This is a genomic window from Alteromonas sp. V450 (assembly GCF_001885075.1).
Classification (GTDB): Bacteria; Pseudomonadota; Gammaproteobacteria; order Enterobacterales; family Alteromonadaceae; genus Alteromonas.
Genome location: NZ_MODU01000004.1, coordinates 4,015,000 through 4,040,924, shown reverse-complemented (window position 1 = coordinate 4,040,924; position 25,925 = coordinate 4,015,000). Strand labels below are relative to the sequence as shown.

The following is a 25,925-nucleotide window of genomic DNA, read 5'->3' as shown; positions in this document are numbered from 1 at the left end:
TATGTGGTTTAAGAATGTAAAAGCCTATCAAATTACTCAGCCTTTATCGCTAGACGAGGGCGACTTAGAGCGCGCACTTAACGAGCATGCTTTTCGACCTTGTGGCAACCAAGACCTAGCAACCATGGGGTTTGCTTCCCCTTTTTCTCAGGCAGGTAAGCACGGTACCATGTTTCATGTTGTTCAACAGCGCTTTTGGATAACGCTAAAAAAACAAGAAAAAATCTTGCCTGGTGCGGTGGTAAATGCCGAACTTGACGAGATGGTGGCTAAAATTGAAATGGAAACGGGCTCGCCTGTAGGTAAAAAAGCCAAGGCTGACCTTAAGCAAGAAATTCAAACACGCTTACTGCCACAAGCCTTTACGAAAAATACCTACACCCACGGTTTTATCTCACTTGCTGATAACTTAGTCGTGGTTGATGCATCATCTGACGGCAAAGCCGAAGCCTTTTTGGCCATGGTAAGAAAAGCGATTGGCTCACTGCCGGTTGTTCCCTTTACGCGTAGAAGTCTTCAAAGCGAACTTACGCATTGGGTTACTGAGTCAACACCAGAAGGCGTTGGGCTACTTGAAGAAGCTGAACTTAAATCTACCGACGACACAGGCAGTGTTATTCGCTGTAAGAACCAGCCGCTTGATAGCGAAGAAATCAGTATTCACTTAGATGCGGGTAAGCTGGTTCAAAAGGTTGCGTTCGAATATGCAGAAACGCTAACGGCTATTATGTGTGAAGATGGTGCCATTAAACGCATTAAGTTCACCGACCGCATTAAAGAAGAAACTGACGATGTGCCAAAAGATCAGGTTGAAGCTCGCCTAGATGCCGAATTTGCACTCATGTCAGCCGAAATTTGTACACTGCTTAACTTCCTTCGTGGAGCGCTTAATCTTAACGAAGAAAGCTTATAAGCGAGCGGCAAGTAAGTAATAAGCCAATAAGAAAGATAACCTAGAGTTGTCGAAAAGCCTAATTACCTTTGGGTAGTTAGGCTTTTAGTCAGGATCATTGAAGTATTTTTTAACTAGCTCATTTGAACTGGCAACCAACTTTTAGCGAAACGTCTTTCTGGCTTTTAAAGAAAAGTAGCCAAGCCGCTTTAAGTTCAAGCGGGATAGTGAATCACTACAACAAAGCGCGTCTCTCCTACTTCGTCTCGATAACCGTGGGGCTGATCTGCGCGCAATATACATTGCTCTTGCGCCTGATAAATTTTCCACTGGCCATCTTGCAAAACTCCCAACTTTCCCTGTACTACGTGAATATGTTCCGTTACGCCTATTTGGTGCGCCGAAGAGTGCTGCTCATGCAAGTCTGTTAGGCATAGTTCAAACATTTCAAACTGGGTAGCTGAGTTATAAGGAAATAGCGTTTTAATGGTTACGTTTGGGTCGTTAGCGAACTTGTTATCGGCACGTTGAGCCGTAGGGGCGGTTTCATCGCCAGATAAGAATGAAGAAAAAGAACACGCAAGACCCGTGGCTATTTTCCACAATGTCGCAATTGTAGGACTAGATTCGCCTCGCTCAATTTGCCCTAACATGGCCTTAGACACGCCCGTCAATTGGGCGGTTTTATCAAGGGAAAGTCCTCTAGCTTTACGAACAGACTGCAGGTGCTGTGCAATACTTCTTGAAATAGCAGAAGGCTGCGCATTTGCTTTTGCCATGAAATGAAGGCCTTTTATTTAGTCGCTGATATTAATAAAGCAGTTGTGCGCTATAACGCACAAATGATAAGTTACCCATTGTACGTTATAGCGCACAGAAAGGTAGAGTAGCACACTCGATAAACACTGAAAGCGTGTTTTTATCGCTCAGTCGTTACCCATTCGAAATGCCATCACGAGGGTTTTCATGAGCAAATGGAAGTTAAGTCATATCAGCGCAGGGCTTACCGCCGTTACGGTAGGTTACAGTAGTTCGGTTGTAATTATCATTGATGTAGCGCGCGAAGCTGGCGCTAGCGATGACATGGTAATAAGCTGGTTATTCGCCCTTGGTCTAGGCATGGGTATTACCTGTATTCTGTTTTCGTGGCTATCCAAATTACCGGTTGTTACCGCCTGGTCTACGCCTGGTGCGGCTTTTTTGTTAACCAGTATAGGTGACTACCGTTTAAGTGAAGCTATTGGTGCGTTTATACTTTGCGCCTTGTTCTCTCTTATAACAGCGCAAAGCCGAAGTCTGCTTAAACAGATAAGTCGAATTCCTCCGGCTATTTCATCTGCCCTTTTGGCCGGTATTCTTTTGCCCATATGCCTTGCAATATTCAGCGATGTTAATGAAGCCCCCTACTTGGTGGCGTTTTTTATCGCGGTTTATTTGGTAGGAAGCCGACTGTTCCCCCATTATCTGATGCTGATATTGCTGGTCATGTCAGTGGTCGTCAGTGTGTTTATGAGCAATGCAAACGGTGTTGTTGCTTTACAAAATGATTCAGCAGGGCTGTCATCATTATTCGCTCTACCCGAGCCCATTTGGGTAATGCCCACGTTCTCTTTTAGTGCTGCCCTTGGACTGGCATTTCCACTTTTTCTTATCACCACGCTTTCTCAGAACTTGCCAGGCATTGCTATTCATCATGCCCACGGTTACACGCCTGATCACAAACCAATTTTATCAGGCATCGCCATTGTACAAGGGTTCTTAGCGCCATTTGGCGGTTTCACCTTTAACTTAGCGGCAATAACGGCGGCATTGTGCATGGGTGAACAAGCGGATAAAGAAAAGTCACAACGCTATAAAGCTGCTATTGCAGCAGGCGTAGCGTATTTATTGATGGGACTACTCGCATCTACTGTCGTGGCGTTGTTTGTTAATATGCCCCGTATCATGATTCACCTGCTTGCAGGGCTTGCACTTTTAGCCACGCTGCAAGGGGCGGTGGTGCGGGCTATGGAAATTGAACATCACAGAGGCGCTGCACTGCTTACCATGCTGTGTACTGCGTCAGGGTTTAGCTTATTTTCTATGACATCCGCCGTGTGGGGATTGGGGCTAGGTTTATTATTGCTTTTGGTTCAAAAGAAACCGGCTCACCCGAAGTGATGCTTTTTTGATAACAATTCGCATAAATAATTGCTCACTTTAGTCAACAAAAAAAGGCCGATACGTTTTGAAGGTTCACTTCTGTATCGGCCTCATATTGATATGTCGCTAGGCGTAGCTTACATGCTAAGTCACTTACATGAATATTTGTTTCGCTGCGCTGGCTAATTCTTCAAACTCGTCAGAGTGAAGCTCGCCCATGTCTTCAACAACACCGCGCTGCATAGCTAAGTTGAGAATAGCATCTTTTTGGCTGTTACAGGCGCCTGAAATAGCCGCTCCCACACGAACGAAGTCGATATATGACAAGGTTTCTGGCATGTAACTCAAATCTTTCCAGTTCTGTGCAACGTTCGCAAATGTGTCACCAAAGCCCCACTCGTTCATGATACTCGCGCCGATGCGGCCCGCCAGTTTATCAATGGCAACCTCTAAAAATGAAGGGTTTGCAAACACTTCCGGATGGCGCTCGGCCTCTGTAAGAATGGGAAGTACACCGATATTGTGAACAAGCGCCGCAAGCGTCATCGTATCCATGCTCATTTCGCGCTTCTTCGTGCGCGCAATATAAACTTGTAGTACTGCCATGGAGTTAGCAACAATATTAACCGTATTGGCCCACTCCTGTTGAAGATAGCGTGCCACAATATCGTTTTTGGATACAAACAACTGCTCCATAGCAAGTGCAGTAGAAATATTCTTAATTTGGCGTAAGCCAATTCGTGTCACCGCTTGGCTGATGGACGACACTTTTACGCTTCGCCCCATGTAGGCGCTGTTTGCAATTTTTATCATTCTTGCGCTTAGTGATGGATCTTGACCAATGACATCACCCATCGCGTTCAAGTTAATGTCGGGATCATCTGCTGCTTTACGGACTTTCAATGCAATAGCAGGAAGTGTAGGAAGGACCAGCGTGTCATTATTTATTTTTTCAACCAAGATGGTTGAAAGCGCGTTCTGTGTAGACATATTTCTACCCTTAGAAAGTTCCAAATAGCCTTGATAAGGCAATAGGTTGCGTTACCCGTTATTCATTTAGGCATCTGACATTACAATGCGCTAAATCAACACAGTGTTCATGCGTTGCATTCCCTGCGTTCATTTGCATAGGCTTCTATGCTTAACGCTAAAATACAAACCGTTTATTGTTTTATAATGGTATTTCTATCACCATACTATAGTAGCTCTTAAGTTTCGACCAACTAAAAAAGGCAGCCTCAGTACGAATAAACACAAACGGCTAAAGCACTAGAGCTTCTTAAAAGTATAGACAACTAGTAGCAAACCACTATTGATATTAAACAAATTATTTTCATACTTTTGTATTAAATCAAAAGCATAGCTATAGTGAGCCTTCTATCACCGCACCTACTACTGTAGAAAAACAATTAAACGACACGGTAAAAATCATTATGAAAAAAACGATTTCAACATACTCTCCTATTGCTGCGGCAGTAGCAGGGCTAGTAATGCTGACTGCGTGTAGCAAAAGCGCCGATACAACGCCAACTCAAACGGCAAAGACAGAGACCGATACAGCACAAACCTTGCTCGTAGACGAGTCCCGCTTGTCTATTTATCACGGTGTAGATCTTACCAGTGATTTATCACACCTTAGTGACAATCAACACAAAATGCTTTCGTTGCTAATAGATGCGTCAAAAATTATGGACGATCTGTTTTGGAAACAGGCCTTTTTTGAAGATAAAGATGCTTTTCTTTCTTCAATAAACGACGAAAAAGTTCGTCACTTTGCCGCAATAAACTACGGACCATGGGATCGCCTTAACGGCGATACACCGTTTATCAGCGGTTATGCAGACAAAACTCCGGGCGCTGAATTTTATCCTCACGATATGGAGAAGGAAGAATTTGCCACGGCTGACTTTGCCGACAAGCAAGGGTTGTATTCTATGGTAAAACGCGATGACGCGGGCAATCTCTATTCAGTGCCTTACTCTGAAGCGTTTAAAAGCGAATTAATGAAGGCATCTGACTTGCTTAAGAAAGCGTCTGAACTGGCTGAAGATGAAAGTTTTAAACAATACTTACAGCTGCGTTCGGAAGCGTTATTATCGAACGATTACCTAGCTTCTGACATGGCTTGGATGGATATGAAAACTAACCCTGTTGAGTTAGTTATTGGCCCTATTGAAAGCTATGAAGACCAGCTCTACGGCTATCGCGCAGCGTTCGAAGCCTATGTGCTTATTAAAGATTTAGCCTGGAGTGAAAAGCTTGCCAAGTACGCGGCTTTCTTGCCTGAATTACAGCAGGGCCTTCCGATTGCTGAGGCATATAAAGCAGAAATGCCGGGTTCTGATGCAGATCTAAACGCTTATGATGTTATCTACTATGCCGGCCATTCTAATGCCGGCAGTAAAACCATTGCCATTAACTTGCCAAATGACGAACGCGTGCAGCTAGAAAAAGGGACACGCCGACTTCAGCTTAAAAACGCTATGCGCGCAAAATTTGATACTATTTTAGTGCCCATTGCGGATACGTTAATTGTACCAGAGCAACGTAAACACATTACGTTCGACGCCTTTTTCGCAAACACCATGTTTCACGAAGTGGCCCACGGCCTTGGCATTAAAAATACCCTAGACGGTTCGGATACCGTGCGCGGCGCACTCAAAGAACATGCTTCTGCCCTTGAAGAAGGCAAAGCAGATATTTTAGGTTTGTACATGGTGCAAAGCCTACTTGAGAAAGGCGAAATTACAGAAGGTACGCTAGAAGATTATTACGTTACCTTCATGGCAGGCATTTTCCGCTCTGTGCGTTTCGGCGCAAGCTCTGCACACGGAAAAGCGAACATGATCCGCTTTAACTTCTTCGCCCAGCAAGGCGCGTTTGAGAAGACTGAAGATGGCATGTATCGCGTAAATATGCAGAAAATGGGCGCCGCAGTAGAAGCGCTATCTGAACTCATTCTTACACTGCAAGGCGACGGTAATTACGAAGGCGTGGCAGAACTTGTTGAATCTATGGGTGTAATTAAGCCTGATCTTGGGTCAGATCTAGCGCGCTTAGAGGCGGCAAGCATTCCTGTTGATATTCACTTTAACCAAGGTAAGAAAGTGCTAGGGCTTACTGAATAAGCCATTCGATTTCACTTATTTATCTCATTTAGCTGCAGCGTAAATAAAAATGCCGCCCTTTGAATAAAGGGCGGCATTTTTTATCTTAAAGCGAAAACGTTACTCTACGTGTTGCTTCATGTTTTCCGTGTAAGGAGGCCAGCCCAAAGGCTTACCTGCTAATACGTGAAGATGAATGTGATAGACCGTTTGACCGCCATATTCATTGCAATTCATCACGGTACGAAAGCCTTGGTCGGCAAAGCCGTGCTCCTTGGCAATTTTGGCAGCAACAAATGACAAGTGTCCTACCACTTCGCGATCTTCTTCAGCAATGTCGTTTACCGTTGCAATTTGCTTTTTAGGAATAACCAAAAAGTGAGTAGGTGCCTGAGGGTTTATGTCTTTGAACGCCAGCGCCAGTTCATCTTCGTACAAAATATCCGCCGGAATCTCCCTGCTGATAATTTTATCAAATATTGTTTCTGCCATGTCTCACTTCCCTTACCAATGAGGTGTTGAACAATTGTGTTAGCGTGTAGCACGATAACTAGGTATAAATTTGAGTACAGCTATTCTGCCTTTGTGCGAAATTTCATATGCAGATCTGCGCCCCTGGTGTTTTCCTTAAGCAAACACAAACCAAAGGAGCACTACGCCCAATACTAAACGATAAATAACAAAAGGCAGCATACCTATTCGCGATATCCAGCTTAGAAACAAATAAATGCAAAGGTAGGCGCTTACAAATGAAAACGCCGCGCCATAGAGTAGCGCATACCAGTCTACCGCTTCGTTCGCGTTTAGTAGGTCAAGTGTTGCTAACAATCCCGCCCCTAAAATAACTGGAATAGATAAGAGGAAGGAAAACCGTGCGCATGCTTCACGCGTCAGTCCTAACATGAGGCCAGCTGTCATGGTTATACCTGAGCGCGATGTGCCCGGAATTAATGCCAACACTTGCGCTAGCCCAATATAAATGGCTTGCTTTAGCGTTAGCCTTTCTAGCTCTTGCTCCCGTTTTGCAGTGGTATCGGCGTACCATAGCAATAAACCAAAAATAATCGTGGTACCCGCTATTACTAATGCTGTGCGTGCATTGTCTTCTATCCAGCCTTTCATTAAAAAGCCAATTACAACAGCTGGAATAGTTCCAACAATAACGTACCATGCGAGTTTACTATTGGTAGATTGCTGTTTGCTAAACCCCTGCGTTAGCCATGCCACTGTCATCTGACCTATTTCTTGACGAAAATAGATCATAACCGCAAGCAGACTTCCCACATGAACCGCTACGTCAAAAGCTAAGCCCTGACTTACCCACCCAAACAGTTCGGCGGGCAACAATAAGTGCCCAGAGCTACTGATAGGAAGAAATTCAGTAATACCCTGAATAATCGCTAGAATAATAATTTCAAAAATTGTCATTCCTTTGTTTAGCTCCAAGTAAAGTCAATTGGCCATAGTTGCTGTTTGTGTTTATCGAAGTTTTGCCACATTTGAGCATATGTTGTTTGTGTTTCTGGATGAATATGGTGAGGCACAAGCTCAGCTAGCGGCCAAAGCACAAAAGCGTTGAAGCAAATCTCTTCACGGGGCAACACCACAGGTGATGTGGTGATAATGTTGTCGTAGGTCAGCAAATCGAGATCCAATGTTCTGGCACAAAATTTCTTATCGGTGTGAACCCTGCCATTATCTTTTTCTATTGCTTTGAGGATTGCGCAGACCTCTTCAACACTTTTCGTTGTTTTGGCGCTTGCTACCGCGTTGTAGAACGCGCTACCTTTAAAACCAACGGCCTCGCTTTCATAAACAGATGAGACAGCTACTGAATTAAAATGCTGTTTTAACGCGATAAGTGACTGTCTGGTATAGTGTTCTCGCTCTATGTTAGAGCCAATGCTGATTAAAATGATATGTTCAGACATTAAGTGCGCTCTTTATACATTTCAACAGCTACTGTTTGCGCATTAGGAAGAATATTTGGCTTGACAATTTTGAGGGTCAAAGCAGTAACCGAAAAATTGGCAAGCACGGTATCCATGACTCTGCTACCAAAGGCTTCAAGTAGCTCGAACGTGCTTTCTTTGCCTACTTGCACAATGCATTCAGCTACTTTAGCGTAATCTACAGTGTCAGCTACATCGTCGCTTTGCATCGCCGCGCTTAAATCAGTTTCAAGTGTTACATCAAGAAGCAATTGGGTGGTTTTTACTCGCTCCCAATCGTAAACACCAATCAGGGTGTCTACCTCTAGCCCTGTTATATAAATTTTTCCCATGGATTTCTTCATCTTGTAATGTTGCTGACCAGCCCAATAACCTGATACTGGTCTTACTACTGCGCCGAAACGCATTAAAATTTGCTAAACGGTGGTATATCGCGTTTGGATGGAGTAGCTTATCGTTGTGTGGCACAACTATACCGCTGTATGACAACTTGGAGCAACCAAGGTTTTATAATTTAATGCGACAAGCGCCTGCCTGATACGCCCATGAGACTTGCCGCAAAACAACAGGTAATTGTCGTACAAACGGTCTTATAATTAGAATGAAACAATGATATCGCTTACCCTCCTAATGATTGCCGTTGCTTATCTTTTCGGTTCACTTTCAAGCGCGGTTGTTATAAGCCGGTTATTTGGTTTGCCGGACCCTAGAACTGCAGGCTCTAAGAACCCCGGCGCTACGAATGTATATCGTCTGGGCGGTCGTATACCAGCGCTACTTGTGCTCGTCATGGATATTTTGAAAGGCACTATTCCCGTATACGGCAGCTATTTTTTAAGCATTGACCCCATACCCCTGGGCATCATTGCTATTTCAGCCTGTTTAGGGCACATATTTCCGTTATATTTTGGCTTTAAGGGCGGTAAGGCAGTGGCGACCGCCTTTGGAGCGATGTTGCCAATTGGGCTCGATTTAGCAGCACTGCTTGTCATGTGCTGGATAGTGGTGGTTTTTCTTTCTGGTTATTCCTCGCTAGGTGCACTTATAGCAGTGTCTCTTGCACCTGTATTCACATTTTTAATCAAGCCTTTGTACACCGTTCCCGTCGCAATGCTTTCGCTGCTTATCATTTTGCGTCATAAAGACAACATTACCCGCCTTCTAGCAGGTAATGAAAGTAAAGTATGGGATAAAGGAAAAGTTAAAGAGTAAGTGCTTGTTCTAACACATTCAGCTTACCGTCGATGGGCGTAATCGGCGAGATGCCAAGTATCTTTGCAAGCGCGGGATAAACCTCTAAGTTGCTGAATACCGGTAAGGTGATATTTCTTTTAAACGCAGGCCCCACTGCAACAAACGTCGCTCCCATATCTGGCAACGTATTGATGTAGCCATGCCCACCTTTGCTTACATGCATACTGTTGGCATTTTTAAAGCGGCCCGGCGGCGCTATTTCGATAATAATATCGCCGGTTCTATCATCTACTTCCATGTGGCGCTCAGCACGCTGTTTTTCATTCAATACAACATAGCGGTTTGTAGCAATATTTGTCAGACGCGTTGCCTCGTTGGCAATTGCTTTATCAGTTACGCCTTCTCTGGCGTAAAGATGAACCTGGGCCCCTTCGTTTTCAATAACAAAGCTTTCAGGAATTGATAATGACTCCACGTCAATAAGCTTGTTTTCGTCAATGGGTGTCATGCCGTGATCCGATACAACGACTAGGTTTACCGGTAAATCTAGTGCATTAATGCGCTCATATAATTGACCGATAAGCGCATCCACTTCCTGTACCGCATCATTCGTTCTATCTGCCAAAGGCCCTTCATCATGACCCACAGTATCAGTAAGTGAAAAGTAACCAGCAATAAAGCGAGGGCGCGACACCTCGGGTAATTTCAACCAATTAACAATCTGATCAATACGCATCTGGTAATCAGCATATTTCGAGTAGTGATAAAAGTAACTCGGTGACATACCTGATATACGAGCATCCGATTCAGGCCAAAAGAAAGTGGCAGCCTTCATGCCATGATATTCCACCAAGTTCCAAAGCGGTGTAGCCGTTAACCAGGTACTGTCCATTTTTCCATAACCCAATCGATACTGCGCGTAGCCGTCTTTAGTTGGTCGAGATTTGTCGTAAAAGCGATTGTTTACAATACCGTGATGCTTTGGCAGTAATCCGGTGACCAATGAAATATGGTTAGGAAAGGTATTTGAGGGATAAACGGGTGTCATAGACGAGGCCCTTACCCCCTTTTTCGCAATGGCCCCTAAGTGTTGTGCATTGTGTAACTCGATATAGTCGTGACGAAACCCATCAAGTGAGATAAGCACGACATACTGGTCCTGCCCGTCTTGACTCAGTGATTTAGCTGATTCGTTTAACGGAACTTTGCTCGAAGCAAATGCATTGGGCGCGGATAACACTGTAGAAAAAAGGAAAATCAATAGCGACATCACAACATGTAATAATTGTGCCTTTTGTCTTGCTCCGTTGGTTGTTACGCGCATGCCTTCTTATGTCCTTACTGAGTGTTAATTTTATTAAAACAAAAGGCAATGGAAGACGTTCCCATTGCCTTTAACCTTTAAAATCTTGGTTCTATCTGCTTGCTATGCTCAATATCTACCTAATGAACATGCAGTGGCAAAGTACCATTCACCGTATTTTACCGTGTCTTGCCACACTACAAGTAAACACCTAAATCGATGATAGCGTATCAAGAGGCCAGCGCGGTTTGGCCTGCGAAGACAAGGCCAACGTTTCACCTGCTTTCAAACGCTGCATACCCGCATACGCAATCATGGCACCGTTGTCCGTACAATACGCTAAGCTGGGATAAAACACCTCGCCGTTTAGCGTTTGCATCAGGGTTTTCATCTCACTGCGTAGCATTGTATTTGCACTTACGCCTCCGGCAATCACCAAACGCTTCATACCAGTTTGTTTTAACGCTCGCTTACACTTTATGATCAGCGTATCAACCACGGCCTCTTGAAATGCGTAAGCAATGTTCGCTTTTATTTGTTCAGCATCTTCACCTGTGAGATCTGCATCGCGAATGGTGTTAGCCGCAAAGGTTTTAAGACCGCTAAAACTGAAATCAAGCCCGGGCCTGTCGGTCATCGGACGCGGAAATTTATAGTGTCCCGCTTCTCCCTTTTCAGCCAGCTTAGCTAATAGTGGGCCGCCCGGGTAATCAAGACCCAACAATTTCGCCGTTTTATCAAAGGCCTCGCCTGCCGCATCATCAATAGATTCGCCAAGTACTTCGTATTGACCAATGCCTTCAACTTTAACCAGCATTGAGTGACCACCCGATACCAACAAGGCAACAAAAGGAAACTCCGGCGCATCATCTTCAAGCATGGGCGCTAATAAATGCCCTTCCATATGATGAACCCCCACCGCAGGTACGTTCCACGCATAGGCTAATGAGCGCCCGACCGACGATCCAACTAATAATGCCCCTACTAGACCCGGACCTTGGGTAAAAGCAACGCCGTCGATCTGTGATGGCTCGGTGTTAGCGTCTTCCATAGCCTTTTCAATTAAAGGAATGATCTTTCTCACGTGATCACGTGACGCAAGTTCAGGCACAACACCACCGTAGTCAGCGTGCAGCTTTACTTGACTATATAGTTCGTGCGACAACAACCCTTTTTCGTCGTCGTAAACGGCAATGCCAGTTTCGTCACAAGATGTTTCTATTCCTAAAATACGCATGGGGAGTAACCCTTTTACTACTAACTTCAATGCTTAGTTTCTAAAATGACTGTCGTCTTTTTATCACAACAGGTTTTCACACACTTGTTGAGAGCCACAATGACTAAGCGAATTCCAAAAACTGAGAAAATAATTCTGGCGATCTAGTGCGATCATCTTTATGATCCCGCCGCGATCATAACACTACCCTGTTCAGGATCATTGGCTCGTTTCTTTTGGTCACTTTCGTTTTTCGAAAGGGAAATGAGCAAGAAAACATTCTGAAAAGGGCGCTTATATATACCGAGTTAAACAACGCGGTGCTTAACGAGCGCAGAGTTTACCTTTATTCCTGCATTCATGGAATGCCAGTGAACGGGTAAATGAACGGTAAATGCACAATATTGGCTATTTTTTGGCAATTCATCCTTTACTTTCTCTGTAGATATGATTAGAATTTCGCACCATTTTTAACCCGGGTGGCCTTTTTAGCGCACAATTTTACCCGGATTTACACAGTAAAAGTTTTGAGGTGAGTGTTTAATGCCTATCGTTAAAGTTAGAGAAAACGAGCCGTTTGATGTGGCGCTGCGTCGTTTTAAGCGTTCTTGTGAAAAAGCAGGTGTTCTTTCTGAAGTTCGTCGTCGTGAATTCTTCGAAAAGCCAACTTGGGAACGCAAGCGCAAGAAAGCTGCCGCTAAAAAGCGTCATCTTAAGAAGCTAGCTCGTGAAAACGCACGTCGCGTAAAACTCTACTAATATAGGGTTAAGTAACGAGTCTGAAAGGTGTTGCAATTGCAGCACCTTTCGCGTTTCTGGGCCTCTATTTTTGAGAGGCGTGAAAAACAGAGCGGTTTTTTCCTATTCGAATGGTTGCATTTGATTTTCAACCTGGGGCTTCATAATACTATTCCTCATAGATCATTACTTTCTCAGTGGGCAATGATCTATGCGGATTGGTATAACTAATAAAAATCAGGAAACATCATGGCACTAATTGATGATTTAAAAGCAGCGCAAAAAGATGCGATGCGCGCGAAAGAAAAAGTACGTCTTGGTACTATTCGTATGGCAATGGCTGCCATTAAACAAAAAGAAATCGATGAACAAATTACGCTAGACGATAGCGCAATCTTAGCGGTGCTAACCAAAATGGTTAAGCAGCGCCAAGATGCCGCAGCACAATACGACGCAGCAAACCGCGACGACCTTGCCAGCAAAGAGCGTGAAGAAATTACGTACATTGAAGACTTCTTACCTCAGCCTTTGACCGACGATGAACTAAATGCGCTTATCGACGAAACCATGACAGCAACCGGCGCATCGGGTATGCAGGATATGGGTAAAGTAATGGGTGCATTGAAACCTAAGGTTCAAGGTCGCACCGACATGGGCGCATTAAGCGCGAAAATTAAGGCACGTTTGAACGCTTAAGCATGGCACTTGGTTTAGAGTGAAGCGTATAGAAGGTGTGTAATGCCACACCTTCCTTATTCTCATTTTTACACTTCCCTGTTACAGTATTCTACTGTTTACACAGCGTCGTAACTTGTCGTTTTAAGCGTAATTACTTCGCATGCGTTTCTCATTCTTTTTTTAACTAACCCTTGTTGAAAGTACCCTCATGGCTGGAAAGATACCTCGCGATTTTATAGACGACCTGCTGTCACGTACCGATGTGGTAGAAGTGGTAGATAGCCGAGTTAAACTTAAAAAAGCAGGTAAAAACTATCAAGCATGCTGCCCTTTTCACAACGAAAAGTCGCCATCTTTCACGGTTAGTCAAGACAAACAGTTTTATCACTGCTTCGGCTGTGGTGCACATGGCAATGCTATCTCGTTTATTATGGAGTTCGACCGCTTAGAATTTGTCGAAGCGATTGAGGAACTTGCTCGCTATCACGGACTTGAAGTGCCCCGTGAAAAGGGCAGTCGCCCTGCTATGAGCGAAGAGAAAAAGCAGCAACAGCAAGACGATTACGCAGTCATGGAGCAAGTTGCTCGTTTTTTCCAGCATCAGTTACGTCAAAACGGTAATAGTAAGAAAGCTATCGACTATTTAAAGAACCGTGGACTGAGCGGCGATATCGTTAAACAATGGGAAATTGGCTACGCTCCAGATAGTTGGGACGCGCTGCTCAATACCTTTGGCAAAGATCCACAGCGCATCAAGCAACTGGTCGATTTAAAGCTGGTCAATAAAAACGACCAAGGACGTACCTACGACTTCTTTCGCGACCGCATTATGTTTCCTATTAGAGACAAACGGGGTCGTGTAGTAGGTTTCGGCGGCCGGGTATTAGATGACGGCGGACCAAAATATCTAAACTCGCCAGAAACCCGCATCTTCCATAAGGGTAGTGAACTCTTTGGGTTTTACTCAGCACGTCAGAATAATCGAACTTTAGATACCGTCGTTGTTGTAGAGGGCTACATGGACGTGGTGGCGCTCAGTCAGTTCGATATTAATATTGCAACTGCCGCGCTAGGCACGGCTACCACGCCTGAACATATTCAAATGCTGGTTCGCGCCACATCTCATATTGTGTGCTGTTATGACGGTGACCGCGCAGGCCGTGAAGCGGCTTGGCGCGCCTTAGAAAACGCCTTACCCGCACTAAAAGACGGCGTGCGAATTTCGTTTTTATTTCTACCCGATGGCGAAGACCCCGACACTATGGTGCGTCAGGTGGGTAAAGATGCGTTTATGGAATTATTAGATAACGCTATGCCGTTATCCCGCTTCTTTTTTGAAAACTTGTTAAAAACGCATAATGTCGGTACACCAGAAGGTAAAATTGCTCTTAAAAAAGCGGCAATGCCGCTTATTGAAAGCACATTAGGTGATGATCAAAAGCAAATGTTGTTGGAAGAATTAGCCAAGCACACCGGCGAATTCGATCGATTTAAACTTCAGCAAGATATCACCAAAGCCAATCAAGGTTCGAAGCAAGCGTATTCACCGAATCGCAATCAAGTAAACAAGCCTAAACTATCACCCCTTCGCATGCTAATACGCTTGCTACTTGATAAACCTGAATTAGCCACACTATGCGAAGATGTACAAATTGATATTTTCGCGGGCAGCAATGCTGCTGGCATGGATTTATTACGCGACGTGCATCGCTATTGTGTAAGTCACCCACAAGCAAAAACCGCGCAGCTTGTTGAAAATTTCCGCGACCATCCCCATTCTTCTACTATCGCGAAATTATTGTTACAAGAACACTTGGTTAAAGACGAGGACGCTGAACGGGTTTATAACGACAGCTTCGCTCGCTTACTGGACGGGCATTTCGATAGCCGCATTGAAACCTTAATTTCACGCTCGCGGGTTCAGCCGCTGACACAAGCGGAAAAACAGGAATTGAACCTGCTTATGAGGGAAAGGCAGAAAAGTTAACCTGTTGTGATGTAACTTAGTCCCCTAAACCTTCAAAGTTGGGGCTTATGCTTTTGCAAATATTACTGGCTAAAAAATCGGCCATCAATCTGGTAAAACCACTGCATATTCTGCTATACTGACTAATTCGCTGCGGGCACAGATTAAACGTGTCTTATTCGCATTGACGCGAACAAAAATAGAGCAGCACGAATAGCAAAGATATAGCCGAACATAACGGGCAGAACCGAACCCGAGCAGATGTGCATCGCGAAATAATGGTTAAGACCAGCGTGGCATTTAGCATTAACGGCCGTGATACAAAGCAAAACTACAGCAGAACGGGGAACATACATTTACGTATGTTGTCTTTTTCTATTGCAAACTTATTGAATGTGAGAAGTGTAGGTTATATGGCGCAAAGCAAGCAGTCTCAGATTAAACTCCTGATTGCAAAAGGTAAAGAGCAAGGTTACTTAACCTTTGCAGAAGTTAACGACCACCTGCCGCAAGATATTGTCGATTCTGATCAAATCGAAGACATAATCCGCATGATTAACGACATGGGAATTCAAGTCTCTGAATCAGCTCCTGATGCAGATGAACTTCTCATGCAAGAAGCGAATGCTGATGAAGATGCTGCCGAAGCAGCAGCACAAGCACTCGCGACTGTAGAAAGTGAAATTGGCCGTACGACTGACCCGGTTCGCATGTACATGCGTGAAATGGGTACGGTTGAACTTCTTACTCGTGAAGGCGAAATTGAAATCGCTAAGCGAATTGAAGATGGGATCAATCAAGTACAGTGTTCAGTTGCAGAATACCCAGAAGCCATCACGTATCTATTAGATCAGTGGGATCTTTACGAAGCTGAAGAGATTCGCTTGAGCGACATCATCTCTGGCTTTGTCGATCCTAATGATGAGCAAGACCTTGCCCCAACGGCAACTCACGTTGGTTCTGAATTATCTGAAGAAGAGTTAGATGATGAAGACGACGATGAAGATGACGAAGATAGCGATGAAGATGACAGCGGTGTAGACCCTGAATTGGCACGCGAACGTTTCGCAGAGCTTCGTGAACAATACCTGAAAACTCGTGAAGTTATCGAGAAGAAAGGCCGTGCTCACGCCGACTCGCGCGCGCAAATTAATGCATTAAGCGATGTATTTAAAGAATTCCGCTTAGTTCCAAAACAGTTCGATCGCATGGTTAGAAACATGCGTGAAATGATGGACAAGGTGCGTATTCAAGAGCGTCTAGTGATGAAGTTCTGCGTTGTTAACGCAAAAATGCCGAAGAAAGACTTCATCAAGGCCTTCGCTGGTAACGAAACCTCTAGTGCTTGGCTTCATGAGGCGGTTAAATCAAGTGCACCTTACGCTGCAGACCTTGCTGTAAACCAGGAAGAAATTGAGCGTTGCATTAGCAAGATGAACCAGGTTGAACAAGAAACTGGTTTAGTAATTGCAGACATTAAAGACATCAACCGTCGCATGTCAATCGGTGAAGCAAAAGCACGCCGAGCGAAGAAAGAAATGGTTGAAGCTAACTTACGTCTTGTTATCTCAATTGCTAAAAAGTACACCAACCGTGGTCTTCAATTCCTCGACCTTATTCAAGAAGGTAACATTGGTCTAATGAAGGCGGTTGATAAGTTCGAATACCGTCGCGGCTATAAGTTCTCAACTTATGCAACGTGGTGGATCCGTCAGGCAATCACTCGTTCAATTGCTGACCAGGCGCGTACTATCCGTATCCCTGTTCACATGATTGAGACAATCAACAAGCTTAACCGTATCTCTCGCCAAATGCTTCAGGAAATGGGCCGTGAGCCTACACCTGAAGAATTGTCAGAGCGCATGCTAATGCCTGAAGACAAAATTCGTAAGGTACTTAAAATTGCTAAAGAGCCAATCTCGATGGAAACGCCTATCGGTGATGATGAAGATTCACATCTTGGCGACTTTATCGAGGACAGCACGATTATTCAGCCCCTCGATTCAGCAACAGGCGGTAGCTTGAAGGATGCAACGCAGGAAGTATTAGCAGGCTTGACCGCCCGTGAAGCTAAAGTACTTCGCATGCGTTTTGGTATCGATATGAACACCGACCACACGCTAGAAGAAGTAGGCAAGCAGTTTGACGTAACGCGTGAGCGTATTCGTCAGATTGAAGCGAAGGCCCTTCGTAAACTTCGCCACCCTAGCCGCTCTGAGCAGCTACGTAGCTTCTTAGACGAATAATTGAAGTATTGCTTCGAATTAAAAATCCCCAGCACTTGCTGGGGATTTTTTTATGTCTACCGTTTATTAATAATACCAATCCGCATTGATCATTACCCCTTCAGCGAGAGTTAGCATGTTCGTGATCGCGGCGTGGTAGTGCAGGTGTAGTGGTTCTACATCAAGGTGACACAAAAAAGCCTCCAGTAGGAGGCTTTTAACATTTTTTGAAGAAGAGCTAGCGCTTATACTCTGAATTGCTTGGCTATGGATTCTAAGTGCTGCGCCAGATCAGCCAGCTCGTTACACATTGTACCCAGTTCGCCCGAACGGTTTGCGGTTTGCTCGGTACGCTCGTGGATCTCATCAACGTGACGTACAATATCAACTGCTACCGTGCGCTGATCTTCAGTGTTGTGAGCAATTTGTTCGTTCATTTGGTTTATGCGTCCGATAGTACTAGTAATCGTTTCTAGGCTACTTCCCGCCTTGTTTGCAGTTTCTACACTGTTTGACGCTTGCTCTGTACCACGAGCCATAACCTCAACCGCAGAGTGTGCTGCGTTTTGAAGTTGCTCAATGGTGCTTTGAATTTCTTCCGTTGACTGTTGTGTTCGAGACGCTAGCGTTCTCACCTCATCGGCAACAACCGCAAATCCCCTGCCCTGTTCGCCAGCCCGCGCTGCCTCAATGGCCGCGTTAAGCGCTAACAAGTTAGTCTGTTCAGCGATACCCTTAATTACATCAAGCACGGAACCCACTTTATTTGAATCCGCTTCAAGTCTTGCGATTACGTCAGCGGTTTCACGCACATTGTCCGCAAGCTGTTGGATGCTAGTAACCGTCTGCTGAACAATTTGGCGACCTTCGCTGGCAGCAGACGTAGCTTCGTTAGCGTCACTCGCCGCTTGTGCAGCGCTATGTGCCACGCCATCTACAGAGCCACTCATAGTGTCTACCGCGCGCTTCGCGTTAGTTGCAGAAGTTTGCTGTACATCAATAGTACGCTGTGTCTCTTCAGTCACACCACGCAAGTTTTGCGCAAGATTAGACAGTGGCAAACTTGCTTCTACGACATCGCGAACAACGCCTTGTAGCTTGTCCATAAACTGGTTAAACCAATACACCAACTCACCAATTTCATCTTCGCTTTTTGTCTCTATCCTTACCGTGAGGTCGCCATTTTCCTGTGCAATATCTTTAAGCGAACGAACAACATCGTCAATGCTTTGCTTGATACCGCGAACTATGGGCACTGCGGTGGCAAACAACAGCACGGTAACAACAATGGCTAAGATGACACCTGTACTAATTAACGAGGTGTTAGCACTGTCGGTATTCTCGAATGCTTCTTCGAATGCTGCTTGTTGAGCGTCTCTAAAGCGTGACATCGATGCAATAACGCCATCGTAAGAGCTATTCATTTGTGCAGATAATTCACCTAGTCTGCTGAAATCAGCGGTGCCATCTACCATGGACTGCGACACGTCGAATGCCACCTTAAAATAATCATCAAAACCCGATGAAATGCTCGAAATTTCCGCTCTGAACTCCGGGCTTATTGATGATATTTTCGACAGCCCATTTTTGGCTTCTTCTGCAAGTTCTTTAGCTACCGTCAGCGTATCTTGGTCACCGGTTGTAACGGCGCTTGAAAGCGTGTCTCTTACTTTTTGCATGTCCACGAGCGTAGATGCAGATAGCTGAAGCGCTGGAAACTGAACTTCTTGTACCCTCTCGAGCGTTGCGCCGTTATTCAGGGCAGTGTAAACAGTGATGAGTAGATAGATAACAAAACTAAGCGCTGCGATCCCTGGGATTAAAAATATCTTTGTCGCAATGGGCATTTTTTTTAAGAAATTCATCGGCTATCTCACTGTTTTTTGTTCGCGTAACTGCATTCAGAATGCTCTGAAATACCGTCTTATTGTAATGTATCTACCAAATAACGAAAATCTTTAATAAAAATAAAGGCCTCGGCAGTTAAACCGAAGCCTTATTTGGTTGTATTAGAACGTGTAGTTAACACCAACTTTCAACAACGTAGCATCGTTAGCGCCGTTCAAGTCATCGGAATACCATGTTACGTCAGTTTTAACGGCAAACCCTGGCTCAACATCATAACGCAATCCAACAGTTACAGCTGACACTTCAAGTTTTTGTTGCGCAGCAATGCCTGCAGCGCCTTGGTAAATAGCTGCCCAAGTTGCGTCGGTTGCTGCATCACCTGTTGTGATTGTTGATGGCAATGCACTTACAAGACCTAGTTGGTTTGCGTTGTCGGCTTCCTCAACTTCGTAGGTAATATGCGGAGTAAACTTACCGAAGCGCATACCAGCAGTAACATACCAAGCATCATTGTCTGCTATTACGGCATTATCAACTTGGGTATGCGTATATTCAGCGCCCACAAACCAATCGTACTTGTCGATGTCCATGGCAATTTCAAAGAACGTTCCGGTATCACCATCAACGCTAAAACCAGATGCAGACGTTACTGCAGCAGGGATGACTGCACCAAATTGTGCCATACCGCCGATAAACGTATCGAACTCTTCATTAGTTGCAGTGGTTTTGCCGCGTGCAAACAAGGTTCTTGCACTGAACCAATCACGAGTTGCTTCAAACGATAAGGCTACAACGTTTTCAAGCTCAAGCAATGCAGGTGTTCCAGAGATTGTGGTGTCTGCTTTTACTTTACCCATTGTTAACTGGCTGCCGTATTCCCAGTCTCCAGAATAATTTGTATAGTCGACACGAACACCGTCAATGTTATTGAAATCTATGCCGTATACTGAGTCAGGTGGCGTTAACCAATGATAAGAGTAACCAATATCAAGTGATGCAGAATATTTAAATAACGGCATACGAAGGCGGCCAGCGCTGATGTTAACGTTATTGTTGAGCGCGTATGTCATGTACGCCCATTCGAAATCTACTTCGTAGTCTTCGCTACCACGACCTACAAGCTGCGCCGTTGCTGAAAGCTTGTCGCTAACTTCACCACGGACCTGCAGACCAAATACACTGGCCGGCTCAAAATCAAAATCACTGTCATAACCGTATACAGATTCATCGTCGTCTAACGTCATGCCACCAATTAAGTTTGCAAAACCGTTTACTTGGATATCTGCGAAAGCAGGTAGTGCCAACGCGCTCGCCAAAGATAAGAGTGCTATTTTGGTTTTCATACGTGTTCCTTAAAATCTTTGAATAATGGGAGTTTAGAAAGTCGCAACCACGCGCACACTGTCATTCACAGCGCTTGCATCGATAAAACCAATTGCATTGGGATTGCTTGCAACGGCAGCAACGACATCCGCGTCGCTTCCCATTGACTCAGGTGGCTGACCTTTTCCGGTAAACACGAGTTTTGACCAAAATGCTGTTAACTGAGACGCAGTTTTATTCAACACCTTTCCGTTGAATTCTTCTGTTGCCGCCTCACCTTCAGATAATGCGAGAGGTTTGGCTTGGGTTCCACTAGGAAATGCTTTAGCTTTGTTTAAAAACAACCGGCTAATACTGTCTTTATCCAGATTATCTGTGTTGCTAGGGTGAACGATGACTGCTACCTCAGCAAAAGCTACGTTGCAACACAATGCTGCTGCAAGTATCCATTTCTTCATGAGTGTTTCCTCTAAATTCTATTGTGATTAATAATCACCGTCGCTCAACGACACGTTATATAAAAAACGAACTCCAAGGCTTTCTTACGACTTTAGTGCCGTGTAGCCCATCGTTTTACGACGCTGTAAGTATTAGTCACAAATGCCATTATCGCCAATTTGCCATCAATTTTTTTAACATTAGAAATTAATGACTTATGCCGCATACCAAATTCGGCGCGAAGTGTAGAGGAAGCAGTAAGCGTGACAACTATACCATTGTCTAATGCATACTAATTTTCTTGAAATGAAAAAATCATGATAATTGGGAGATGGCAGAAAAGTGAAAAATTACTATTTATTTCAATATACTAGGTTTGCAACAGCTTTTTATCAAAGGAATGATTAGCAATATACAGGTATCGCTAATCATACCTTTTCAAAACACCCAGCAGGGCCATTCAACGGGAATTCAGCTCAACAAATAAGCAAAATTTCACTTATGGCTCACCTTTTTTATAAGGAATTTCGCGTTCAAGGTTTGCAATTTGTTGCGTTCTTCGAAGCGGCGACCCCGTGTTTCTTGCTAACCAGCTATACGCCGCCGGCACAACGTACAATGTCATGAACGCAGACACAAGCACGCCAGAAAAAATTACCATACCAATCACCATGCGGCTCTCAGCGCCTGGGCCTGACGCCAAGACCAGTGGAAGTGCACTGAACACAGTGGTGAAGCCAGTCATCACTATGGGTCTTAAACGCTGCGATGCGGCACGCTTTAAAGCCTCTTCGAACGCAAGCCCTGTGTCACGAAGTTGATTGGCAAACTCGACAATCAAAATGCCATTTTTAGCCGCCAGTCCAATTAGCATAACTAACCCTATCTGGCTGTAGATGTTTATTGTCATGTTAGAAAAATACAGTCCAATGTAAGCGCCAACCAACGCTAAAGGGACAGTAAGCATTATAACTAAGGGGTGGATCCAACTTTCAAATTGTGCTGCCAAAATGAGATATGTCACCGCTAACGCAAGTAGAAAAACATACACAAATGAATTACCCGCTTCTTGATAAAGCTGAGATTCTCCCTTGTAATCTATCGACACGTTGTCAGGTAAATCTGTCTTGACGATCTGCTCCAAATACGCCAATGCCTGTCCTAGCGTGTAGCCCTCTGCCAAATTCGCCGATATCGTGATCGAGCGCATTCTGTTGTAGCGATTTAACTGAGCGGACGTGGCCTGTTCTTCAAAAGTAAGGAGATTATCCATAGGAATTAGCTGGCCAGTGCGCGCAGAGCGTACATACAGGTTTTCTATGCTATTGGGGCTTCTAAAATCGTTCTCTATTCCTTCTAAGATAACGTCGTACTCTTCTCCTCTATCGAGGAAAGTCGACACGCGGCGTTGCCCAAGCATAACTTCTAGTGTTCCTCCAATGTCGCTAATTGAGACGCCGAGGTCTGCCGCACGGTCGCGATTTATATTAACCAGCAGTTGCGGAGACGTTTCTTTATAGTCTGAATCTATGCGTAGCAGCCCCGGATTACCTGATGCTTTTTCAATGACAATGTCGCGCCACTTAACAAGGTTCTCATAAGTATCGCCTTGCAGAACAAATTGAACTGGTCTGCCAAAGCCTCCCCCGGATATACCGCTTCGCATTATCGCAAACGCGCGGACATCAGGTACGTTGCTGAGCTTTGCACTTATTTCGTCCATCAAAGCAAAAGTGCTAAAGTCTCGTTCATCCCAATCTGCAGCCCCGACAATGGCAATACCAGCGTTCCCTCCAAAGCCAGGGGTTCTAACTAAAAGCCTGTTTATTTTACCGCTTTGACGATAGGGCATCAGTATATCTTCAAGTTGTTTCAAATTTTTAGCATTGCTTTCGAAACTTGCCCCCTCTTGTGCATTCATAAGAATGAAAAAGTTGCCCCTATCTTCTTTTGGTACAAACTCACTGGGTACACGGTCGGATAGTTGAACTACCGCAATAATTGCCATGGTCAACATAACGACCATTAAAAGAGGCTGATGGAGCGCTTTGCCCAAACTATTGAAGTAACGCACCTCAAGCGCAGAGAAGCGTTTGTCTACCCAATTGCCAAATCCGGATGACCGGTTGCGCTTTTTAAGAATTTTAGACGCCATCATTGGCGATAAAGTCAACGCCGTGAAACTCGAAAATGCAACGGCTGCCGCAATTGCTAGCGCGAATTCGGTGAACAAGCGCCCAATATTGCCTTCAAGGAAAACAAGAGGCACAAAAACAGAAATCAGCACGAGTGTCGTCGCAATAACGGCAAAGCCAACTTCTCTTGCCCCCCGATATGCCGCCAGCATGGGAGGCTCTCCCATTTCAATGCGACGATAAATATTCTCTAGTACCACGATTGCATCGTCCACTACCAACCCGATAGCGAGTACCATTGCGAGCAACGTAAGAAGGTTGATAGAAAAGCCAAGGGCGTACATAACGATAAAAGCAGCGACAATTGATACCGGTACAGTCACTGCCGGAATAAGGGTTGCACGAACATTACCTAAAAATACATAGATAACAATCACTACCATCATCATCGCGATAGCTAACGTTTCGTATACTTCGTCAATAGATGCTTCTATAAACACTGATGAGTCGTAGCTTGGTACGATAAATATATTGTCTGGTAATGACGCTTCTATTTTTTCAATTTGCGCTTTGGCGGCTCTGGCCACATCTAATGTATTAGCTTTAGACTGTTTAATGATCCCCAGCCCTATCATATTAACGCCGTCACCCCGAAATTCAGTCTCGTCATCTTCCGCGGTTAACTCGACATTCGCTATTTCACCAAGGCGAACTAGATAGCCATTGTCACCAACGGCAACGGTTAGCGCAGCAAAATCTGTGGGCGTTAAAAACGTACGTGCAACCCGTACCTCAAAATTTCGGTCTAAGGATTCAACTTCGCCCGCAGGTAGTTCAACGTTTTCAGCGCGTATAACTCGCTCAACATCGCTAACCGTTATTCCCCGCGCTGCCATCGCATTCCTGTCTAAAAATACCTTCATGGCATAGCGCCGGCCACCGCCAATTTGAACTCTGGCAACACCATCAACAATAGAAAGACGGTCAATCAAAAACCGTTCAGCATAATCTGTTAACTCCATCGTATTGAGATTGGTACTTCTCAAGTTGTACCAAACAACGGCACTTTCATCAGAATTCGCTTTTGAAACTTCAGGGGGGTCTGCTTGATCGGGTAAATTATTTAGCGCCCGACTAACTCTTTCTCGAACATCGTTGGCAGCAGCATCAATATTGCGCGATAATTTAAATTCAATGGTAATGTCAGAACGTCCATTACGAGAGGTTGAAGTGACATTTTTTATTCCTTCAATCCCTGAAATCCTGTCTTCGAGTAGCTGCGTTATTCGTGTCTCCACGATATTTGCTGAAGCACCGGTATAGGTTGTAGACACCGATACGATGGGCGGATCGATATCAGGATATTCTCGCAGGGAAAGCATCGATACCGCGACAACACCAAAAATGACTAACAGTAAGTTCATTACTGTAGCAAATACCGGCCTTTTTACTGATACGTCTGAAAGCAACATAGAAGCGGTTCCCTATCGATTTAACACATTGACGGGAGACTGGTCACGCACTCTAAGCGTGCCCTCTGTGATCACCTCGTCACCGCTTTCTAGCCCCTCAATAATTTGCACTAAGCCAGGACGACGCTCACCTGTAATTACCTCTACCTGATGCGCTATGTCATTTTTTACAACGTAAACAAATTGCTTGTCTTGTACCGGCACCAGCGACTTTTCAGGCAACACTAGCGCATTTAAAACACGCTTCTCCACCACAACAGTTAACAGCATACCGGGACGCAATTTACCGTCAGGGTTTGCAATAGTAGCTCGCGCGCTTATTGAACGACTAACAGGATCAAGTCTCGTGTCAATATTGCTTATTTGACCTTCAAAGTTTGTACCCGGGTAGGCAACAGAGGTGGCAGAAACCTTTTGACCTTTTGCGACACTGCCGAGGTGATTTTCGGCAATATTAAAATCGACCTTAATAACGCTTATGTCGTCAAGCGTCGTAATTGTACTTCCGGGTTGGACAAGTGAACCCACACTAATTTCTCTGTTGCCCAACAGGCCACTAAATGGCGCCTTTATCTGCAAATCGTCTAACTGAGCTTGCGCCACATCCAATTGCGCTTCGAGTGCTTTTACGCGTGCTTTCTGTTCGTCAAGCAATTGCTCAGACGTTGCATTGCTCTGCCTTAAGTTCGCAATTCGCGAAAACTGACGCTTCGCTTCTTGAATATTGGCTTTCAACTCTTCTATTCTTGCCATTTCTTCAAAATTGTTGAGCTGCACTAGAATGGCGCCCTTTTCAACCGCGTCGCCGTCATTAAAATTGACCGAAATAACTTTGTCGGTAACCTGAGATGTAAGATTGACCGACTCATTGGCTATTGCCGTACCGAGTGACTCAATAGTAATGGGGAATGCTTGGGGTTCCGCTTTGGATGTTTTTACTGGTGTGGCACGGGCCTCATTCTTTCCATCAGCCTGTGTATGTGGAATATTAATGTAAACCAATACTCCTAAAAGCATTACTACGCCTAAAAATAAAGGTGGTAATGAAAACTTGGATAACATACAACTTTTCCTTAAGGTAGAAGTAACCGTGCCCACCGCATGCTATAGTTTGGGCGGTGATAAAAATGCGTAAAATCATCATTTTCTTTAGTGAAAGAGAGATTAATTATTTGCGTTGACTTGCGACTTTTTCGTCAGCGACAGTCAACGTCAAATTCACGCTAAGACCGACTTGACCAAGGCAACGTAACTTGGTCTTTATTTTTATTTGCTAAGAGTATTTTACCTAAATTG

21 protein-coding genes are annotated in these 25,925 nt (G+C 44.6%); 8 read left to right on the top strand and 13 right to left on the bottom strand.

Translation table 11 applies throughout. From position 1 onward, the window contains the following. Position 1: 1 nt before the first annotated feature. The gene (rdgC, locus tag BK026_RS17855; protein WP_071817762.1) at positions 2-913 is read left to right on the top strand and encodes a recombination-associated protein RdgC; all 912 of its coding nucleotides are present in this window, start codon (positions 2-4) and stop codon (positions 911-913) included. 194 nt (positions 914-1,107) lie between these two features. On the opposite strand, the gene BK026_RS17850 is transcribed toward rdgC, so the two are convergent. Beyond that, positions 1,108-1,671, bottom strand: coding sequence for a helix-turn-helix domain-containing protein (locus tag BK026_RS17850; RefSeq protein ID WP_071817066.1), 564 nt, complete (start codon positions 1,669-1,671; stop codon positions 1,108-1,110). Positions 1,672-1,858: 187 nt separating this feature from the next. On the opposite strand from BK026_RS17850, the gene BK026_RS17845 reads away from it, so the two are divergent. Next, on the top strand, positions 1,859-3,052 hold the full coding sequence (locus BK026_RS17845; RefSeq protein ID WP_071817064.1) for a benzoate/H(+) symporter BenE family transporter: 1,194 nt from the start codon (positions 1,859-1,861) through the stop codon (positions 3,050-3,052). Between the two features lie 135 nt (positions 3,053-3,187). Here BK026_RS17845 and BK026_RS17840 read toward each other — a convergent pair whose 3' ends face one another. Beyond that, positions 3,188-4,024, bottom strand: a complete 837-nt coding sequence (locus tag BK026_RS17840; protein ID WP_071817061.1) for an HDOD domain-containing protein — start codon at positions 4,022-4,024, stop codon at positions 3,188-3,190. A 443-nt stretch (positions 4,025-4,467) separates the two neighbouring features. On the opposite strand from BK026_RS17840, the gene BK026_RS17835 reads away from it, so the two are divergent. Continuing rightward, positions 4,468-6,162, top strand: coding sequence for a Zn-dependent hydrolase (locus BK026_RS17835; RefSeq protein WP_071817059.1), 1,695 nt, complete (start codon positions 4,468-4,470; stop codon positions 6,160-6,162). Between the two features lie 99 nt (positions 6,163-6,261). Here the strand turns inward: BK026_RS17835 and BK026_RS17830 are convergent, their stop codons facing one another. The 4 genes from BK026_RS17830 to folB form a co-directional block, all read right to left on the bottom strand. After that, complete coding sequence (locus BK026_RS17830; RefSeq protein WP_071817057.1) at positions 6,262-6,633, bottom strand: histidine triad nucleotide-binding protein; 372 nt, start codon at positions 6,631-6,633, stop codon at positions 6,262-6,264. A 135-nt stretch (positions 6,634-6,768) separates the two neighbouring features. After that, positions 6,769-7,569, bottom strand: coding sequence for an undecaprenyl-diphosphate phosphatase (locus BK026_RS17825; RefSeq protein WP_071817761.1), 801 nt, complete (start codon positions 7,567-7,569; stop codon positions 6,769-6,771). Positions 7,570-7,577: 8 nt separating this feature from the next. Then, positions 7,578-8,072 (bottom strand): 2-amino-4-hydroxy-6-hydroxymethyldihydropteridine diphosphokinase, encoded by a 495-nt coding sequence (gene folK, locus BK026_RS17820; protein ID WP_071817055.1) that lies wholly within the window; start codon positions 8,070-8,072, stop codon positions 7,578-7,580. Then, entirely contained in the window at positions 8,072-8,425 is a 354-nt protein-coding gene (gene folB, locus BK026_RS17815; RefSeq protein ID WP_071817760.1) for a dihydroneopterin aldolase, read from the bottom strand. The genes folK and folB overlap by 1 nt, the downstream gene beginning before the upstream one ends. A gap of 277 nt (positions 8,426-8,702) precedes the next feature. Here folB and plsY point away from each other — a divergent pair, with 277 nt between their 5' ends. Continuing rightward, positions 8,703-9,305 carry a glycerol-3-phosphate 1-O-acyltransferase PlsY gene (plsY, locus tag BK026_RS17810; RefSeq protein WP_071817054.1) on the top strand — a complete coding sequence of 201 codons (603 nt, stop codon included), beginning with the start codon at positions 8,703-8,705 and terminating at the stop codon, positions 9,303-9,305. On the opposite strand, the gene BK026_RS17805 is transcribed toward plsY, so the two are convergent. Beyond that, a complete protein-coding gene (locus BK026_RS17805) occupies positions 9,295-10,611 on the bottom strand; it encodes an ectonucleotide pyrophosphatase/phosphodiesterase (protein ID WP_071817052.1) in 1,317 nt (438 codons plus the stop codon). The two genes, plsY and BK026_RS17805, sit on opposite strands and share 11 nt — an antisense overlap. Before the next feature lie 190 nt (positions 10,612-10,801). After that, on the bottom strand, positions 10,802-11,827 hold the full coding sequence (gene tsaD / locus BK026_RS17800; protein ID WP_071817050.1) for a tRNA (adenosine(37)-N6)-threonylcarbamoyltransferase complex transferase subunit TsaD: 1,026 nt from the start codon (positions 11,825-11,827) through the stop codon (positions 10,802-10,804). A 522-nt stretch (positions 11,828-12,349) separates the two neighbouring features. Here tsaD and rpsU point away from each other — a divergent pair. The 4 genes from rpsU to rpoD all read left to right on the top strand — a co-directional run bounded on the left by rpsU (position 12,350) and on the right by rpoD (position 17,434). After that, positions 12,350-12,565 (top strand): 30S ribosomal protein S21, encoded by a 216-nt coding sequence (rpsU, locus tag BK026_RS17795; RefSeq protein ID WP_012517258.1) that lies wholly within the window; start codon positions 12,350-12,352, stop codon positions 12,563-12,565. A gap of 228 nt (positions 12,566-12,793) precedes the next feature. Then, positions 12,794-13,240, top strand: coding sequence for a GatB/YqeY domain-containing protein (locus tag BK026_RS17790; RefSeq protein ID WP_071817048.1), 447 nt, complete (start codon positions 12,794-12,796; stop codon positions 13,238-13,240). A 190-nt stretch (positions 13,241-13,430) separates the two neighbouring features. Then, positions 13,431-15,209, top strand: coding sequence for a DNA primase (dnaG, locus tag BK026_RS17785; RefSeq protein WP_071817046.1), 1,779 nt, complete (start codon positions 13,431-13,433; stop codon positions 15,207-15,209). Between the two features lie 392 nt (positions 15,210-15,601). Beyond that, complete coding sequence (gene rpoD / locus BK026_RS17780; protein ID WP_071817759.1) at positions 15,602-17,434, top strand: RNA polymerase sigma factor RpoD; 1,833 nt, start codon at positions 15,602-15,604, stop codon at positions 17,432-17,434. Between the two features lie 224 nt (positions 17,435-17,658). Here the strand turns inward: rpoD and BK026_RS17775 are convergent, their stop codons facing one another. From BK026_RS17775 to BK026_RS17755, 5 genes are all read right to left on the bottom strand, one after another. Beyond that, positions 17,659-19,278 carry a methyl-accepting chemotaxis protein gene (locus BK026_RS17775; RefSeq protein ID WP_071817044.1) on the bottom strand — a complete coding sequence of 540 codons (1,620 nt, stop codon included), beginning with the start codon at positions 19,276-19,278 and terminating at the stop codon, positions 17,659-17,661. 144 nt (positions 19,279-19,422) lie between these two features. Next, the gene (locus BK026_RS17770) at positions 19,423-20,604 is read right to left on the bottom strand and encodes a topoisomerase IV (protein WP_071817042.1); all 1,182 of its coding nucleotides are present in this window, start codon (positions 20,602-20,604) and stop codon (positions 19,423-19,425) included. Between the two features lie 33 nt (positions 20,605-20,637). Next, complete coding sequence (locus tag BK026_RS17765) at positions 20,638-21,042, bottom strand: phosphate ABC transporter substrate-binding protein (protein WP_071817040.1); 405 nt, start codon at positions 21,040-21,042, stop codon at positions 20,638-20,640. A 479-nt stretch (positions 21,043-21,521) separates the two neighbouring features. Next, on the bottom strand, positions 21,522-24,629 hold the full coding sequence (locus BK026_RS17760) for an efflux RND transporter permease subunit (RefSeq protein WP_071817038.1): 3,108 nt from the start codon (positions 24,627-24,629) through the stop codon (positions 21,522-21,524). A gap of 12 nt (positions 24,630-24,641) precedes the next feature. Next, positions 24,642-25,691, bottom strand: a complete 1,050-nt coding sequence (locus BK026_RS17755; protein ID WP_071817036.1) for an efflux RND transporter periplasmic adaptor subunit — start codon at positions 25,689-25,691, stop codon at positions 24,642-24,644. Between the last annotated feature and the right edge of the window lie 234 nt (positions 25,692-25,925).

Bases quoted from the DNA above. Each gene is read 5' to 3' on its own strand.
- BK026_RS17835 (WP_071817059.1), top strand. From the start codon at position 4,468: ATGAAAAAAACGATTTCAACATACTCTCCTATTGCTGCGGCAGTAGCA.
- BK026_RS17825 (WP_071817761.1), bottom strand. From the start codon at position 7,569: ATGACAATTTTTGAAATTATTATTCTAGCGATTATTCAGGGTATTACT.
- rpsU (WP_012517258.1), top strand. From the start codon at position 12,350: ATGCCTATCGTTAAAGTTAGAGAAAACGAGCCGTTTGATGTGGCGCTG.
- BK026_RS17790 (WP_071817048.1), top strand. From the start codon at position 12,794: ATGGCACTAATTGATGATTTAAAAGCAGCGCAAAAAGATGCGATGCGC.
- rdgC (WP_071817762.1), top strand. From the start codon at position 2: ATGTGGTTTAAGAATGTAAAAGCCTATCAAATTACTCAGCCTTTATCG.
- folB (WP_071817760.1), bottom strand. From the start codon at position 8,425: ATGGGAAAAATTTATATAACAGGGCTAGAGGTAGACACCCTGATTGGT.
- BK026_RS17770 (WP_071817042.1), bottom strand. From the start codon at position 20,604: ATGAAAACCAAAATAGCACTCTTATCTTTGGCGAGCGCGTTGGCACTA.
- dnaG (WP_071817046.1), top strand. From the start codon at position 13,431: ATGGCTGGAAAGATACCTCGCGATTTTATAGACGACCTGCTGTCACGT.
- BK026_RS17845 (WP_071817064.1), top strand. From the start codon at position 1,859: ATGAGCAAATGGAAGTTAAGTCATATCAGCGCAGGGCTTACCGCCGTT.
- plsY (WP_071817054.1), top strand. From the start codon at position 8,703: ATGATATCGCTTACCCTCCTAATGATTGCCGTTGCTTATCTTTTCGGT.
- BK026_RS17765 (WP_071817040.1), bottom strand. From the start codon at position 21,042: ATGAAGAAATGGATACTTGCAGCAGCATTGTGTTGCAACGTAGCTTTT.
- BK026_RS17850 (WP_071817066.1), bottom strand. From the start codon at position 1,671: ATGGCAAAAGCAAATGCGCAGCCTTCTGCTATTTCAAGAAGTATTGCA.
- rpoD (WP_071817759.1), top strand. From the start codon at position 15,602: ATGGCGCAAAGCAAGCAGTCTCAGATTAAACTCCTGATTGCAAAAGGT.
- BK026_RS17760 (WP_071817038.1), bottom strand. From the start codon at position 24,629: ATGTTGCTTTCAGACGTATCAGTAAAAAGGCCGGTATTTGCTACAGTA.
- BK026_RS17840 (WP_071817061.1), bottom strand. From the start codon at position 4,024: ATGTCTACACAGAACGCGCTTTCAACCATCTTGGTTGAAAAAATAAAT.
- BK026_RS17830 (WP_071817057.1), bottom strand. From the start codon at position 6,633: ATGGCAGAAACAATATTTGATAAAATTATCAGCAGGGAGATTCCGGCG.
- tsaD (WP_071817050.1), bottom strand. From the start codon at position 11,827: ATGCGTATTTTAGGAATAGAAACATCTTGTGACGAAACTGGCATTGCC.
- BK026_RS17775 (WP_071817044.1), bottom strand. From the start codon at position 19,278: ATGAATTTCTTAAAAAAAATGCCCATTGCGACAAAGATATTTTTAATC.
- folK (WP_071817055.1), bottom strand. From the start codon at position 8,072: ATGTCTGAACATATCATTTTAATCAGCATTGGCTCTAACATAGAGCGA.
- BK026_RS17805 (WP_071817052.1), bottom strand. From the start codon at position 10,611: ATGCGCGTAACAACCAACGGAGCAAGACAAAAGGCACAATTATTACAT.
- BK026_RS17755 (WP_071817036.1), bottom strand. From the start codon at position 25,691: ATGTTATCCAAGTTTTCATTACCACCTTTATTTTTAGGCGTAGTAATG.